This window comes from Mesorhizobium sp. M0306 (assembly GCF_040321655.1).
In the GTDB taxonomy this organism is placed as follows: Bacteria; Pseudomonadota; Alphaproteobacteria; order Rhizobiales; family Rhizobiaceae; genus Mesorhizobium.
Genome location: NZ_JAMYRY010000113.1, coordinates 1 through 721, shown reverse-complemented (window position 1 = coordinate 721; position 721 = coordinate 1). Strand labels below are relative to the sequence as shown.

The window sequence follows — 721 nt, the reverse complement described above, 5'->3', positions numbered from 1 at the left end:
TCCGGCGATGACTGGGCCAATGCAAGCCTGGAGCGAAACCCATGACTGACAATCAGGACACTCGCAGCCTGACAACCCTTGTCAGCGATCTGGCACAGCAGGTCACAACACTGCTTCAAACCGAAAGCAGGCTGTTGCGGGCTGAAATGTCGGAAAAGGTAAGCAAGGCCGGCGCCGGCGCCGTGGAGGTAATGGGAGGCGCCATTTGCCTGCTCGCCGCCCTGATGGTGCTTTTGCAGGCGCTGGTGATTGCCTTGGCGAGCGCCGGGCTGGGAGCCGGATGGTCCTCGCTGCTCGTCGGCGTCGTGGTGGCAGTACTGGGCGTCATACTCTTGCGCTCCGGCAAGGCAAGCATGGCCCCCTCAGAGTTGACCCCCGACCGGACACAAGACCAACTTAAACGCGACGCACGCGTGATCAAGGAACAGATAAGATGACCGACAAATCCGCAGCCGAGTTGGAACGCGATGCTGATATTGCTCGCGCCAGAGTGGCAGATACCGCAGACTCGATCCGCAGCAAGATGACACCGGGCCAACTGATCGACGAATTCACCGGGATGTTCAGCGGCGAGGGATCCGCCATGCTCAGCAATCTTAAGACTCAGGTCAGGGACAATCCGTTGCCGCTTACATTGGTCGGCGCGGGCCTGGCCTGGCTGATGCTTGGCAAGGGCACGTCGGTAGACAGTTCAGCAATTGGTGCCTATTCGACCGGCAGG

At 60.2% G+C, this 721-nt stretch carries 2 protein-coding genes; both read left to right on the top strand.

Translation table 11 applies throughout. The annotated features are described in order from the left end of the window. Window positions 1-41 precede the first annotated feature (41 nt). Window positions 42-437 carry a phage holin family protein gene (locus tag NKI95_RS34355; RefSeq protein WP_292657573.1) on the top strand — a complete coding sequence of 132 codons (396 nt, stop codon included), beginning with the start codon at window positions 42-44 and terminating at the stop codon, window positions 435-437. Then, the coding region (locus NKI95_RS34350; RefSeq protein ID WP_352722281.1) for a DUF3618 domain-containing protein at window positions 434-721 on the top strand (288 nt) is incomplete at its 3' end. The genes NKI95_RS34355 and NKI95_RS34350, both read left to right, overlap by 4 nt.

Excerpts from the sequence above, each read along its gene's own strand:
- NKI95_RS34355 (WP_292657573.1), top strand. The coding sequence starts at position 42 with ATGACTGACAATCAGGACACTCGCAGCCTGACAACCCTTGTCAGCGAT.